This window comes from Streptomyces caniscabiei (assembly GCF_014930365.1).
GTDB classification, from domain to species: Bacteria; Actinomycetota; Actinomycetes; order Streptomycetales; family Streptomycetaceae; genus Streptomyces; species Streptomyces caniscabiei.
Genome location: NZ_JABXWI010000039.1, coordinates 1 through 13,791, shown reverse-complemented (window position 1 = coordinate 13,791; position 13,791 = coordinate 1). Strand labels below are relative to the sequence as shown.

Here is a 13,791-nt window from a genome sequence, read left to right as displayed (position 1 = left end):
TCTGTTGTCCGAGCGGATGGGGGGTTGGCGGTTCTCAGAGCTTCCCGGCGCCCGCTCCCGACGTCACCGACGCGACGACCGAGGAGGCGGACTGGGCGGTGTAGCCGTAGGGCGGGGCGGTGAAGGTTCCCACCCGGGAGATCTCGGTGGCGGCCCCACCGAGGTCGTTGCCGCGCAGATTCGCGTAGCCGTCCACGTCACTGCTGCGGTTCGTGGTGACCGCGACTCCCGTGTTGCGGAAGACGTTGTTCTCCACGAGCATCTGGGCGCCCATGCGCGAGTGGCAGGCGGTCTCCGCGCCGTCCACGTAGTTGTTGTAGAAGTGCCCGGTGCCGAAGCGCAGGCTGGGGATGCGCGAGTGCACGTTGCTGAAGTGGTTGTGGTGGTACGTCACCTTCAGGTGCCCGGTGTCCTCGGAGGCGTTCTTGTCGCTGTGGCCGACGAGCGAGCCCTTGAAGTGCTCCTTGAAGGTGTTCCAGGACACCGTCACGTTGTCCGAGCCGTGGTTGATGTCCAGCAGGCCGTCGTAGTGGTCCTTGTCGTGGGTGCGGTCCGCCGAGAAGGAGTTGTGGTCGATCCACACCTTCGTGGACTCCTGGACGGAGATCCCGTCGGCGGGCGCGACCGGCTTGCTGATGTTCAGGTTGCGGACGACGACATTGGTCTCCTCCTTGATCCGCAGACCGCCGCCGGTGAACCCGGACGACGAACCCACGCCCAGGACCGTCGTGTTGGAGCCGATGTCGACCTGACCGCTCAGCGAGATCAGGCCGTTCACCCGGACGACCTTGGCCGCGTTGCCGGCGACGGCGCTCTGGAACGCGGCCAGGGTGGAGACCGTGACGGCGGAGGCGCTGCCGCCGCCGGTGGTCCCGGCGCCGTAGCCGATCGGCGAGGTCTCCGCCGCGCCCGCCGAGGGCGGCACGGCCAGGGTGGCGGCCGTCATCAGGGCGGCCGCGGCCGCCACCAGGGCTGATCTTTGCGCCTGTGTACGTGGGGGGACGGTACGCATACGGGTGCGTCCCTTCAGGGAGAGCTGGTGGACCATATACGTGAACGACGTTCGCCATTCTGATCATCATGCGCGAGGGGGGAAGCTCGACTCCACGATCGGTTCACATCGCTGAACGGAACGTAGGGGGCAAGCGCTTTCTAGTCAACGCTTTGCGCAAAAGAGGTCGGTCATGCCTGGTGAGGGCGGTCGGTCGTGTGCGGCGAGTGGGCCCGGTGGCGCCGAAGGAGCGGCGTGAGCGAATTCTTTCGACGTGTGGGAGCGCTTCCATGGCTTCCATGTCCATGTCACGATGCCCTTCCCGTCGTCCTGGCCCGGTTCCCCACCCGTCGCACCCGCCCCCCGTCACAGGAAGGCACCACGACGTGACCCTCACCCCCCACGACCGCCCGCGAGGACCGCGGCGTCCGGCGCTCGCCGCGCTGCTGGGAGCGCTCGTGGCGTTGCTCGCCGCCACGCTGCTCACCGCGCCCACGGCCGCCGCGGCGCCCTCCGAGGCCGAGGCCGCTCCCCGCGCGGCGCTCACCGAGATCACCGGCTTCGGCCCCAACCCCAGCAACCTGCAGATGTACCTCTACGTACCGGACAGCGTCACCGCGAACCCGGCGATCGTGGTCGCCGTGCACTACTGCACCGGCTCGGGGCCGGCGATGTACAACGGCACCGAGTACGCCCAACTCGCCGACAAGTACGGGTTCATCGTCGTGTACCCGTCCGTCACCCGGAGCAGCAAGTGCTTCGACGTCGCCTCCCCGCAGGCCCTGACCCGCGGTGGCGGCAGTGACCCCGTGGGCATCAAGTCCATGGTCGACTGGACCGTCCGCACCTACGACGCCGACACCGACCGGATCTTCGCCACCGGTATCTCCTCCGGCGCGATGATGACCAACGTCCTCCTCGGCGACTACCCCGACGTGTTCGCCGCCGGCGCCGCCTTCGCGGGCGTGCCGTTCGCCTGCTTCGCCACCACCAACGGCTCCGAGTGGAACAGCGACTGCGCGAACGGCACGATCATCCGTACCCCGCAGGCATGGGGCGACCTCGTCCGCGGTGCCTACCCGGGCTACACCGGGCCCCGGCCGCGCATGCAGGTCTGGCACGGCACCACGGACGACGTGCTGCGCTACCCCAACTTCGGCGAGGAGATCAAGCAGTGGACCGACGTGCACGGTGTCGGCCAGACACCGGCCGCCACCGACTCGCCCCAGTCCAACTGGACCCGCACCCGCTACGGCGGCACCGGTGACCGTGCCCCCGTCGAGGCGATCAGCCTCCAGGGCACCGGCCACAACCTCTACGCCTGGGGCATGGGCGAGCGCGTGCTCACCTTCTTCGGTCTCAACGGATCCGGCCCCGCGCCCCAGCCGCCGGCCGGCCCCTGCAAGGTGACCGTCACCACCAACGCGTGGAGCACCGGGCTGACCGCCTCGGTGACCCTCACCAACACCGGCACCACGGCGGTCAACGGCTGGAAGCTGGGCTTCACCCTGCCCTCCGGACAGACCGTCACCAACGGCTGGGGCGCGACGTACAGTCCGGCGAGCGGCGCCGTGACCGCGACCAACGCCACGTACAACGCCGCGATCGCGCCCGGCGCGAGCGTCAGCATCGGCTACCAGGCCACCCACACCGGCAACAGCGCGGCACCCGCGTCGTACACGCTCAACGGGACGGCGTGCACCACCGGTTGACGCCCACCGACGGGCCGGGCGGCTCGGGCGCCGACCACACCGCGAACCGAGCCACCCGACCGCCCGCCCCGACCGGCCTCCCGGCGCCTGCCGCCCAGGCGGTGCTGTGACCGCGTGGTCCGGGCGGTCCGCATGTCGTCCCGGTTCGCGTGGTCTTGGCCCGCCCGTTCCCTTCCGAAGAGAGGCACCGTCCTTGCACCCGATCGACAGTCCCCGGCCCGCCCCGCCGAACGGCAGGGCGCCGCTCGCGACCGTGCTCGCCGTCTGTGTGCTCGCCCTCGCCCTCGTGGTGGCCTCGTCGGCCCTGGTCGCGCTGGTACGGAGCCCGCAGCGCACGGGTGGGGCCGGCACCGGCGACACGTCGGCGGCGGCCCGGCACTGGGTGAACACCTGGTCCGCGATGCCTCAGCTCACCGAGCCGGGCAACATGCCGCCGGCGCCGTTCACCGGGGACCGGTCCGTGCTGGTCGACACCACCCTGCGGCAGACCGTGCGTGTCACCACCGGCGGTGACCGCGTCCGGCTGCGCTTCTCCAACGCGTTCGGCGGTGGCGCGCTGCCCGTGACCGCCGTGACGGTGGCGCTTCCGCTGGGCGGTCGCGCGGGGGTCGGCGCGATCGAACCCGGTTCGTCGCGTCCGGTGACCTTCAGCGGGGGCAGGTCCACGACGGTTCCGGTGGGCGCCCAGGTCGTGTCCGACCCGCTGGACTTCACGCTGCGGCCGGGCACCAATCTGACGGTGACGGCGTACCTGGCTCAGGGGCAGGCCTCCCTCGCCCTCACCTCGCACCCCGGTTCCCGCACCACCTCGTACCTGCTGCACGGCGACCACACCGAGGACGCGGACCTGCCCGGCGCGACCCCGACCAACCACTGGTACCTGCTCAGCGACGTCGAGGTGCTGTCCCGGCCCGCCACGACCGCCGTCGCCGTCCTCGGCGACTCGCTCACCGACGGCCGGGGCTCCACCACCAACGGCAACGACCGCTGGCCCGACCAGCTCTTCGACCGGCTCCAGCGGCAGCCCGCCACCCGCCACATCGCCGTGGTCAACCAGGCGGCCGGCGGCAACCGTGTCCTCAACGACGGCCTCGGGCCCAACGCCCTCGCCCGGCTGGACCGCGACGTCCTGGCGCACAGCGCCGTCGAGCAACTGATCGTGCTCGAGGGCGTCAACGACCTGGGCACCGCGGCGGCCACCCCCGCCGCCCAGCAGCGCGTGACCGCCGACCTCGTCGCCGCCTACGAGCAGATCGTCGTACGCGCCCACGCCCGCGGCATCCGCGTGTACGGCGCGACCCTGCTGCCCTTCGGCGGCAACACCCCCTACGACGACGCCGCCGGACACCGCGAGGCCGCCCGGCAGGCCGTCAACACCTGGATCCGTACCAGCAACACCTTCGACGCCGTCCTCGACTTCGACCGCGCGGTCCGTGACCCCGCCGATCCGAGCCGTCTCCTCCCCGGCCTCCACGACGGCGACTGGCTGCACCTCAACCCCGAGGGCTACCGGATCCTGGCCGCGGCGGTCCCGGCCCGTCTGCTCCGGCACGGCTGACCGGTACGGGCGCGCGCACCCGTACCGGTGGCCCGACTCCGTCTGGACCGGGCGGTGGTACAGCTCAGGGCACGGTCGACCCCAACTCGCTGGGTACCGGGTGCCGTTCGTCGAAGGCGAGCGCGCTGGACGCGACCGGCTGCAGGCCGGGAGCGTCCGTGCCGCGCCGTGGGAGACCCTGCGGACCAACCGGACATGTGGGGTTCGCAGGGCCGACGCCCTGGATCTGCTAGTGCCTCGGGGGCTTCTTCGGCTTCTTCCTCTCGGCTTCGTCCACCTGGGTCTGCTGGGTATCGGTGATGACCGATACCACTTCGATGGCTGCGGGTGCGGCGAGGGCGCCGCAGAGCGCGAAGCCGCACACGGCTATGGCGGTGCGCTTGCGAAGGGCGACTTGCATGGTGCATCACCTGATATGTGTTGAATTGCACCTTCCCTCCCACACTTCTCCTCGTCCCACGTGACGTCAAGAGGCGGTGTCACTCGGACAAGGCCGTATGCGTGGACGGGCCTCCAAGTTGAAGGCTGAACCACCAGTTGAAGGCTGAACCACCGGGCGCACCCGTCGCCGAGGTGACGCTGAAGGACGACGGGAAGCAGCTGGCGGACGGTTTCCGGGGGACGCCTAGCGGGCCTCTTCCCGGGGCTCCCGGGCGCCCTCGTCGACGCCGCCGCCCGGGAGGCCGCCCGTCTCGGCGTCGGCTGAACCGGCCCTCGCCGGGCGGTGGTTGAAGAGCAGGTTCAGTGTGATCGCCGTCAGGCAGCCCGCGCTGATGCCGCTGTTCATCACCGTCCGGAACCACTCCGGGAAGTCCGCGTAGACCGACGGCACCCCGACCGGCAACAGCCCCACGGCCACCGAGACGGCCACGACCGTCAGGTTGTCGTTGCCCCTGAACTCCACCCGGGCCAGCGTGCGCAGACCGCTCGCGGCGACGGTGCCGAACATGACCAGCCCCGCGCCGCCGAGCACCGGTGCCGGGATCGCGGCCACCACGGCGCCGAGCTTCGGCAGCAGACCCAGCAGGACGAGGATCCCGCCCGCCGCCGCGACGACCCAGCGGCTGCGCACCCGGGTCATCCCGACCAGGCCGACGTTCTGCGCGTACGCCGTGTACGGGAAGGTGTTGAAGACCCCGCCGAGGACCGTGGAGAAGCCGTCCGCCCGCAGCCCGTCGGCGAGCGACCGGGGGTTCACCTCGCGGCCGGTCAGCTCGCCCACCGCGATCAGGTCACCGGTGGTCTCGGTCATCGTCACCAGCGCCACCACCAGCATGGACAGGATCGCGGAGAGCTGGAACACGGGCGCCCCGAAGTGGAACGGCGTGCTGACGCCCAGCCAGCCCGCGTCCCGCACCGCGCCGAAGTCCGTGAATCCCAGCGGGACGGCGACCGCGAGCCCCACGACGATGCCGACCAGCACCGCGATCCGGCTGAGGAACACCGGGGCGAACCGCTGCACGCCGACCACGACGAGCAGCACGAACGCCGCCAGCGCGAGGTTCCTCGGCGCGCCGAAGTCCGACGCGCCCACCCCGCCGGCCGCCCAGTTGCCGGCCACCGGCAGCAGCGAGAGACCGATGACCAGGATGACGGTGCCGGTGACGAGCGGCGGGAAGAAGCGGAGGAGCCTGCCGAACACCGGGGCCAACAGCATGATCGCCAGGCCGGCCACGATCACCGAGCCGTAGATCGCGGGGAGGCCGCCGCCCTCGGTCCCGATCAGCACCATGGGGGAGACGGCCGCGAACGTACAGCCCTGCATGATCGGGAGCCGTACGCCGAAGCGCCACACACCGACGCACTGGATCAGGGTGGCGATGCCGCACACGAGCAGGTCGGCGGTGATCAGATACGCCAGGTCCGCGGGCGGCAGCCGCAGCGCGCCGCCGACGATGAGGGGCACGGCGACCGCGCCCGCGTACATCGCGAGCACGTGCTGGAGGCCGAAGGCGAGGAGGTGGCGGATGGGGGGTACGTCGTCCACGGGGTGGGTGGGGGTGGTGGATGCCATGGGCGAGACCCTAGGGGACTTGAACAGTTTGTTGATTTCAGGGGTGTTGCCGGTACGGCGCTCGGCGTCCTGGTGTCGCGGCGGGGGCGGGGGTGCTGCGCCGTCGGGGTGCCGCGCGCACTCGGCACGCGTGGCTGTACGCAGAGAATGTGATCATGCGTTTACGTTGCGTGGGTGCTGGAAGCATCCTTTCTCAATCTCTCCGACCGCCACTGGCAGGACGGCGCGGTGTCCGTCCGGCCCGCGTGGGAAGTGCAGGAGCACGACGGGGCCACGGCCTGGTACAACGCCCGGCTCTCCTTCCCGGACGGCGCGGGGGTCGAGGTCCTCGCCGTGGTCTGCGGGGGCCGGCTGTCGCTGGAGGACGTACGCGCCCAGCCGCCGCTGTCCCTGGACGACCTGGCCGAGCTCGCCGACTGGATCGAGGGGCCGCTGTTCGCGGCCTGCGGCACCGGGCCCGACCTGGTCGAGGAGGAGCCGCCGGAGACCTCGTCCGGGCCCGGGCGGCGGGCCCGGCCCGCATGGCCGCGCGGTGTGGAGGGGCGGCGGCTGGTGGCCGAGGAGTATCTCGCCGCGCAGCGGTGCGGCTACGACCCGGTCCTCGCGGTGATGTGCGCGACCGGGCACAGCCGCCGCAAGGCGCTCCGGCTGATCGCCGGGGCGCGTGACGAGGGCCTCCTCGGCCCCCGCCACGCCCGCCGCTGAGCCCGGCATCCGGGTGCCCGGGGAATGCGGGCGGCTACTGCGTCAGGTCGCGCATCCGGCTGATCTCCGTGGTCTGCTGCGCGATCACGTCGTCGGCCATCTCCTCGATGAGGATGTTGTTGCCCTGTGCCTTCACGTCCGTGGCCATGGTGATCGCACCTTCGTGATGGGTGATCATCAGCTTCAGGAACAAGCGGTCGAACTTCTTGCCGTCGAGCGTGCCGAGTTCCTTCAGCTGCGCCGCCGTCGCCATGCCGGGCATCTTCCCGTGATCGTGCGAAGTGCCCCGCTTGTCGGCGTCGTTGGTCTTCAGCCAGCCCTCCATGGCCTCGATCTCGGGCTTCTGGGCGGCCGAGATGCGCTCGGCGATCCGCTTCACCTGGGTCGACTCGGCGTGGTCGGGGGCGAGTTCGGTCATCTCCAGGGCCTGGGTGTGGTGCTGAATCATCATGCGCGCGTAGTCGAAGTCCGCTGAATTCGGAGAGTCGTCCTCCGCTCGCTGCTTCTCGACTTCTTCCGGCGAGAGGGTTTGAGCGGCCTCACCGGGTTTTCCGGGCGCGATCACCGCGGGCCCGCTCGCTTTGCCCGAACCGCCGTCGGGCGCCGCCCCGGACCCCGAGTCGCAGCCCGCGAGCGCCAGCAGAGCGACCGTCAGCGAGGCCGTGACCAGCGGCGCGCGGGTTGTGCGGCGAACGAGCACAGTGACCTCCTGGGACACAGCAACGGGCGTACACCTCGTGAGTGTTGACGAACGTTCCTAACACGCTTTCGCATGGGGGTGATCAAATTTGTTCGTTACAAGTACATTGCCGTCTGTTGATCTGTGCATGATGAAGACGATACTGCGGTGGTGCTCGAACCGTTCAACCGCGAACGGCCACAAGGGAGGACACAGTGACCCTGTTGAACAACCTTCGGACGCGGCGCAGACGTCTGGGGGTCGCCGCTACTGCGGCCGGGCTCCTGGCCGCGTTGCTCACCGCCGGACCGGCGGCCGCGACCCCCGACCCCGGGGACTCGCCCGCTGTGCGGGAGAAGGTCTCCAAGAGTGATGCCGCCGAGGCGCGCGAGGCGATAGCCGCCGGCGAGATCCCCGGCCAGGACGAGATCGTCCATTCCGAGAACATCCGGCATCTGGCCAACATCCCCAAGGAGGCGCTGCCGGGAACCAACTCGGACCTCGCCTTCCAGGGCAGGTACGCCTTCGCCGGCAACTACGACGGCTTCCGCGTCTTCGACATCAGCAACCCGAAGGCGCCGAAGACGGTCGCCCAGGTCCTCTGCCCGGGCTCGCAGAACGACATCTCCGTCTCCGGGGACCTGCTCTTCCTGTCCACCGACTCCTCGCGCAGCGACAACTCCTGCAACAGCACCACGCAGCCCGCGACCGAGAAGTCGTCGTGGGAGGGCGTCAAGATCTTCGACATCAGCGACAAGGCGAACCCGAAGTACGTCGCCGCCGTGGAGACGGCCTGCGGCTCGCACACCCACACCCTGGTGCCCGAGCGCAGGAACATCTACGTCTACGTCTCCTCGTACTCGCCGAACGCGTCGTTCCCCGACTGCCAGCCGCCGCACGACGGCATCACGATCATCAAGGTGCCGCGCAAGTCCCCGGAGAAGGCCGCCGTGGTGGGCTTCCCGGTCCTGTTCCCCGGTGAGGGCCCGGACGGTGGCGGGAACCCGGGTTCGCCCACGAACCCCGGCGTCTCCAAGACCACCGGCTGCCACGACATCACGGTGCTGCCGTCGAAGGACCTGGCCGCCGGCGCGTGCATGGGCGACGGCATCCTGTTCTCCATCAAGGACCCGGAGAACCCGAAGGTCATCGACCAGGTCCAGGACAACGTGAACTTCGCGTTCTGGCACTCGGCGACCTTCAACCAGAAGGCGAACAAGGTCGTCTTCACCGACGAGTTGGGCGGCGGCGGCGCGGCCACCTGCAACGCCGCGATCGGACCGGACCGCGGCGCCGACGGCATCTACGACATCGTCGGCAAGGGCGACAAGCGCAAGCTCGTCTTCAAGAGCTACTACAAGATCCCCCGTCACCAGGCCGACACCGAGAACTGCGTCGCCCACAACGGCTCGCTGATCCCGGTCAAGGGCAAGGACATCATGGTCCAGGCGTGGTACCAGGGTGGTGTCTCCGTCTGGGACTTCACCGACTCCGCCAAGCCCAAGGAGATCGCCTACTTCGAGCGCGGTCCGATCTCCACCACCACCCTGGTGGGCGGCGGCTCCTGGTCGGCGTACTACTACAACGGCCACATCTACTCGAACGACTTGGTGAAGGGCTTCGACGTCCTGAAGATCAACGACCGGCGGACGGACCCGGCCAAGTGGGTCCACCAGCGTGAACTCAACGTGCAGACGCAGCCGGACTACTTCGACTTCGACTGGTAGAGCTGTCGCGACACCGTCAAGTCACCCGTCCCGCCGGACCCTTCGGGGACCGGCGGGACACCGCGTTCCCGGTGCTCTCATTGACCGGCGCGCCCTGCGGGGACATCCTGTAACTCCCGCGTCGACCGACGATCGGCGAACTATACTCAGCGCTTCCGGGCGGCGACCCTGTGTGTGCCCGCCCGGCCGTCTGTTCGTCCCGGGCCGCACGGGGGACGGTCCGGGACGGACGTCCGGCGGCGTCGAACGCCCCACCGGCGCACGGGCCGCCGGCGCGGGGGCCACCGGCGCACGGGCCCTGGACCCACGGCCCGCCCGGGGAGCGGCCCGTCGGCGCCCGCTCAGTCCAGCAGATCCAGCACGGGCCGCAGTCCGTCCGGCCGCTGTGCGACGGGCAGATGGTCCACGAAGTACACCCCGCACCCCAGCGCCGCCGCACCGCCGTCGGCCCGCCGGTCGTCGCCGACCATCAGGGTGTCCCGGGCGTCGACGCCGAGCGCCAGGCAGGCGAGCGCGAACAGCCGCCGGTCCGGCTTCTGCACACCGTGCTCGTACGACAGCGCGTACCCGTCGACGTACCGGTCGAGGCCGTGCGCGCGGAACACCGGCCGCAGGTCCCAGCCGATGTTGCTCACCACACCGACGGCCACCCCGCGGTGCCGCAGCGCCGCGAGCACGTCGACGGCGTCCGGATAGGGACTCCACGCCGCCGGTGCCATATGGCGGTCGTACAGCGCGTCGTGGAGCGCGGGCACGGGGAGCGGCACCCGACGGGAGAGCCCGGTGAAGGCCGCCCGGTGCTCCTCGGCGCTCCGGTCCCGCAGCTCCCACAGGCCGGCCAGGTCGCCCGTCGGCGCCTCCACCGGGGCGGCGCCGCCCGGCAGGGCCCCGGCCCGCTCCAGTGCCGCGGCCGCCCGGACCGACTCCGCCTCCGGCATGCTCAGCGAGCAGTCGGCGAGGGCCGCGCGGAGCCAGGACTCGGTGGACTCCACGCGGAACAGCGTCCCGGAGAAGTCGAACAGCACTGCCTTGACCGTCATGCCGTCGATCCTTCGTGGCCGCGCGTGCCCGGTCAAGTACGCCTCGGCGCGCCCCACTTCTCGTACGCGAGCACCGCCAGCGCGATCGTCAGACCGCCCAGCAGCCAGCCGGCCAGCACATCCGAGGCCCAGTGCACGCCCAGCCAGATCCGGGTCAGCCCGACGCCCACGACGGAGACGGCCGTCACCGCCACCGCCGCGCGGACGGCGACACGACCGGCGCCGTACAGGTGCATCAGCCACACCAGCAGCCCGAGGACCACCGTCGCCGTCATGGCGTGACCCGACGGATACGCCGCGTAGTGGGCGGAGTCGACGGGGTCGGGCCACGCGGGCCGTTCCCGTCCGACGGCGGCCTTCAGCGCCTGCTGCAGCGCGGTGCCCGCGGCGCAGGTGACCGCCAGCCAGAGGGCGAGCCACCACTCCCGGTGGCGCCACACCAGCCAGATCACGACGGCCGCCACCAGCAGACGCATCGTCACCGGGTCCCAGACCCAGTCCGTCAGGATGCGGAACGCGTGGGTGAGGCCGGGGTCGTCGACGGCCCAGCGGTGCGTGGTGTTCGCGATGCTCTCGTCCAGCGACATGAGCGGCGCCCATGAGATCGAGACCAGGACGAGCAGCAGGAGGGAAGGCGCCGCGAAGGCCGCGACGGCGCGGACGGTGCGGGTGGTCGACGGCCGGTGGGGCGGCGAGTCGACGGTGGGGGTGTGCATACAGCGATCCTGGCCGACTCCCGGGCCCCCAGGCCAATGCCGAGGCGTGAGATCACTGTCACGCGCCGCGACCGGAGCAAAGCCGTCGCGCCGCACGTTGTCCTTGGGCTTGCCTTGGTCCCTTCTTTGCCATGTCACGACCTACCGAGTGCCCGCAACGCGGGAACGAAAGCCACCAACACCGGTACGACCGGTACCAGGGCGGCGTACGCGGTCAGCCGCAGCCGGTGCGCCGGGGTGAGGCGATCCGGCGGCGCGAGCAGCCGGTTGACCCGCTGCGGCACATGGTCCTCGGGGGTCGGACAGGGCCCGAACACCCCCCGGTCCTCGTTGAGGCCGACGAGCGCGAGGGCGATGGTGAGGCGGCCGTGGTGGCGGGAGGCGGTGTCGTCGGCGGCGAGTTCGACCAGCCGGTGCATCTCGTCGCGGAACGCGGCGAACACCGGAACCCGGGGGAACCCGCCCGCGAGCGCCGCCGAACAGTGCAGCAGCCAGTGGTGCCGCGCCCGCGCGTGCCCCTGCTCGTGCGCGACCACCGCGTCCACCTGCCGCCCCTTCAGCCGGCGCAACGCGGCCGTGGTGATGACCAGTCGGGGCGTGGGGCCGGGCAGCCACCAGGCGTCCGGCCGCTCGCCCTCGACCACCACCAGCCGGTCGCCGTCCGGCTCCTCACCGGGCAACAGCGGGGCGCGCAGCCGGAGTTCGGCATGGCGGCGACGGTGCTGCCGCCGGGCCCGCAGGATCTCGCGGGCCAGCATCGTCCCGGTCCACAGCCCACCGCACGCGAGCGCCACGGCGGTGGCCACGGCCCAGGAGCCCCCGCCGTCCAGCGCGTACGCCTCCACGACCCCCTGCGGCGCGGGCGCGAACACCCGCCCGCGCACCACCGTCCAGGCCGCCGCCGCGCTCAGCGCCATCGACAGCGCACAGCACAGCAGCACCGCCGCCACCACGCACTGCCACACCCACAGGGCGACCACCGGTTCACGGTCCGGCCAGTCGGCGCGGGCCAGCAGCCGCGGGGCGACGACGGCGGTCAGGGCGCCGAGCAGCAACAACGCCGCGGGGACCATCATGAGACGCAGCCTATGAGCGCGCCGGTGCACGGCGACACGGGCCGAGCCACCGAAGTGACGCAGACCACGACCGGTCGCCGCCCGTGACGGTTCAGACCGTCAGCAGCATGGCGAACATCCCGATGCCCATGGACAGCCGGCAGGCCCGCGCCAGCTCCGGCCGGTCGCCCCAGCCCGTCACGCCCCCGGGCCGGATCCCCGTCCCCGCGGCGGCCGGTGCGGGCATGAGCCGGAGCCCCGCCCACACCACGTACCCGGCGAAGTACACCAACAGCGCCCCCGTCACCAGCGGCAGCCCCGCGGCGCCGTGGCCGCCGCCCGGCACGGCGGCCATGACCGCGGCCATGTAGACCATCGCAAGGGCGCCCACCAGATGGTGCAGATGGTGCGCGCCCGCGCGGGCCGCCCACAGCGCGCGCACCGCGGCCGCGCCGAACACCAGCGCGTAGCAGAGCCAGGCCCAGCGCGGCGGAGTCAGGGCCACGGCGGGCACGGCCATCGCCGCCATGCCGAACCCCATCAGCGCCTCGCCGCCCGCGGAACGCCGCTGTTCCTCCACGGCGCTGCGCATCCGCAGCAGGCAGTACCCCCCGGTCACCGCGCACAGCGCGACCAGCAGCCAGCCGGCCGAAACCGGTCCGTGCACCGCGCACCTCCCCGTTCGACTTCCCGTTCGACGACGTCGGTCGTGCTGAGAGTGAGGTCGGACAGTCGGACAGGGCATGCCCGGGCCCGATGGCGCGCATACGAGCGCAAGGGTGTACGCGGGGGAGCGTGCAGGAGTGCGTCGCGCGGGAGTGCGGGGTCATGGGGAGTGCGAGGCCATGTGGGAGTGCAGGCGATGCGAGGTGCATATCGTTCACGAGTAAAACACCTGCTAAGGTTCCTGTATGCGCAGCGCCCGACGCCCCCGTGCCCACCGGCTCCCGCTCTCCGGTGTCCTCCGGGTGAACCGCCCCTCCGAGATCTGGTTCAAGCCCGCGCTCAGCGTGGTCGTCGCGACGGCACCGCCGAGCCTGACGCTGCTGGCCCTCGACCGCCTCGACCTGGCCATGTACACGATGGCCGGCTCCCTGTACGCGCTCTACGCCCACCACCGCCCCTACGCGGCCCGCGCCCTGACCCTCGCCCGGGTCGTGCTCGGCATGGTCGCCGGACTGGCGGTCGCCCTCGTCACCGCCTCGCTCACCACGAACGCGGTGGCGCTGGTGACCGTGGGCGCGCTCCTCGCCGCCGCGCAGAAGGCCCTGTGCGACGCGAGCCGGATCGGGCCGCCCGCCAACGTCGTCCTCACCTTCGTCACCTCGGCGGCCCTCTTCGTCCCCCAGAGCCTCGCCCAGGTCCCCGGCCACCTCGCCGCGACCGCCGTCGCGGGCGCCTGGGCCTGGCTCGTCTGCATGGCCCCCGGTCTGCCGCGCCCGTACGGCCCGGAGCGCCGCGCCACCGCCCAGGCGCTGCACGCGGTGGCGGCCCACGTCGAGGAACCCGAGCGCCCCGGCTCCCGCGCGGCCGCGGCGGCCGCCGTGCACACCGCCTGGCAGACCCTGCTCGCCGCCGGGCCCCGCACCGAGCC

12 protein-coding genes and 1 pseudogene are annotated in these 13,791 nt (G+C 71.6%); 5 read left to right on the top strand and 8 right to left on the bottom strand.

What is annotated here, in order from left to right:
• Positions 1–34: 34 nt before the first annotated feature.
• Positions 35–1,012, bottom strand: coding sequence for a pectate lyase family protein (locus HW837_RS47240; protein ID WP_045561842.1), 978 nt, complete (start codon positions 1,010–1,012; stop codon positions 35–37).
• Between the two features lie 365 nt (positions 1,013–1,377).
• Between HW837_RS47240 and HW837_RS47235 the strand changes: the two genes are divergently transcribed.
• Positions 1,378–2,703 (top strand): extracellular catalytic domain type 1 short-chain-length polyhydroxyalkanoate depolymerase, encoded by a 1,326-nt coding sequence (locus HW837_RS47235; protein ID WP_045561717.1) that lies wholly within the window; start codon positions 1,378–1,380, stop codon positions 2,701–2,703.
• A 253-nt stretch (positions 2,704–2,956) separates the two neighbouring features.
• A complete protein-coding gene (locus tag HW837_RS47230) occupies positions 2,957–4,261 on the top strand; it encodes an SGNH/GDSL hydrolase family protein (RefSeq protein ID WP_193382198.1) in 1,305 nt (434 codons plus the stop codon).
• Between the two features lie 229 nt (positions 4,262–4,490).
• Here the strand turns inward: HW837_RS47230 and HW837_RS47225 are convergent, their stop codons facing one another.
• On the bottom strand, positions 4,491–4,661 hold the full coding sequence (locus tag HW837_RS47225; protein ID WP_159040954.1) for a hypothetical protein: 171 nt from the start codon (positions 4,659–4,661) through the stop codon (positions 4,491–4,493).
• 225 nt (positions 4,662–4,886) lie between these two features.
• Positions 4,887–6,275 carry a nucleobase:cation symporter-2 family protein gene (locus HW837_RS47220; RefSeq protein WP_045561718.1) on the bottom strand — a complete coding sequence of 463 codons (1,389 nt, stop codon included), beginning with the start codon at positions 6,273–6,275 and terminating at the stop codon, positions 4,887–4,889.
• Between the two features lie 228 nt (positions 6,276–6,503).
• On the opposite strand from HW837_RS47220, the gene HW837_RS47215 reads away from it, so the two are divergent.
• Entirely contained in the window at positions 6,504–6,980 is a 477-nt protein-coding gene (locus HW837_RS47215; RefSeq protein WP_045561844.1) for a DUF6214 family protein, read from the top strand.
• 34 nt (positions 6,981–7,014) lie between these two features.
• Here the strand turns inward: HW837_RS47215 and HW837_RS47210 are convergent, their stop codons facing one another.
• Positions 7,015–7,680: a DUF305 domain-containing protein gene (locus HW837_RS47210; RefSeq protein WP_045561719.1), complete on the bottom strand. Its 666-nt coding sequence runs from the start codon at positions 7,678–7,680 to the stop codon at positions 7,015–7,017.
• 194 nt (positions 7,681–7,874) lie between these two features.
• Here HW837_RS47210 and HW837_RS47205 point away from each other — a divergent pair, with 194 nt between their 5' ends.
• Positions 7,875–9,386 (top strand): LVIVD repeat-containing protein, encoded by a 1,512-nt coding sequence (locus tag HW837_RS47205; protein WP_093790612.1) that lies wholly within the window; start codon positions 7,875–7,877, stop codon positions 9,384–9,386.
• Positions 9,387–9,727: 341 nt separating this feature from the next.
• Here the strand turns inward: HW837_RS47205 and HW837_RS47200 are convergent, their stop codons facing one another.
• The 4 genes from HW837_RS47200 to HW837_RS47185 form a co-directional block, all read right to left on the bottom strand.
• Complete coding sequence (locus HW837_RS47200; RefSeq protein ID WP_093790611.1) at positions 9,728–10,426, bottom strand: HAD family hydrolase; 699 nt, start codon at positions 10,424–10,426, stop codon at positions 9,728–9,730.
• Between the two features lie 32 nt (positions 10,427–10,458).
• Positions 10,459–11,142, bottom strand: a complete 684-nt coding sequence (locus HW837_RS47195; RefSeq protein WP_193382196.1) for a phosphatase PAP2 family protein — start codon at positions 11,140–11,142, stop codon at positions 10,459–10,461.
• Positions 11,143–11,276: 134 nt separating this feature from the next.
• Complete coding sequence (locus tag HW837_RS47190) at positions 11,277–12,218, bottom strand: M56 family metallopeptidase (RefSeq protein ID WP_193382197.1); 942 nt, start codon at positions 12,216–12,218, stop codon at positions 11,277–11,279.
• A 91-nt stretch (positions 12,219–12,309) separates the two neighbouring features.
• Complete coding sequence (locus HW837_RS47185; RefSeq protein WP_045561724.1) at positions 12,310–12,864, bottom strand: DUF5134 domain-containing protein; 555 nt, start codon at positions 12,862–12,864, stop codon at positions 12,310–12,312.
• A 244-nt stretch (positions 12,865–13,108) separates the two neighbouring features.
• Between HW837_RS47185 and HW837_RS47180 the strand changes: the two are divergent.
• Positions 13,109–13,791, top strand: a pseudogene (locus tag HW837_RS47180) (FUSC family protein); the annotation flags it as partial.